This is a genomic window from Caballeronia sp. ATUFL_F1_KS4A (genome assembly GCF_023630905.1).
GTDB lineage: Bacteria > Pseudomonadota > Gammaproteobacteria > Burkholderiales > Burkholderiaceae > Caballeronia > Caballeronia zhejiangensis.
This window is the reverse complement of record NZ_JALQEB010000081.1, coordinates 1-235: the sequence shown is the minus strand read 5'-3', so window position 1 is coordinate 235 and position 235 is coordinate 1. Positions and strand designations below refer to the sequence as shown.

At 47.7% G+C, this 235-nt stretch carries 1 protein-coding gene; it reads left to right on the top strand.

Annotated elements, in window-relative coordinates; all coding sequences use genetic code 11:
* Positions 1-235: M20/M25/M40 family metallo-hydrolase (locus NCS03_RS31105; protein ID WP_250530523.1), on the top strand; the 235-nt coding region annotated here is incomplete at both ends.

The following is a 235-nucleotide window of genomic DNA, read 5'->3' as shown; positions in this document are numbered from 1 at the left end:
GTGTCGTCTGATTGAGTTTGCCCCAAGACGAACAAGCTTAGTTGCAAAAGTTGGTTCTTGTAGCGCTGATAAACCGAGTATTTGCTTTACAGGCCACGTTGATGTTGTGCCCTTAGGTGCGCGTCCTTGGAAGTTTGAGCCCTTTGCTGGCCTGATTAATGATGGCAAGCTCTATGGTCGTGGTTCAAGCGATATGAAAAGCGGTATCTCTGCATTTGTAGTGGCGGGTATAGAG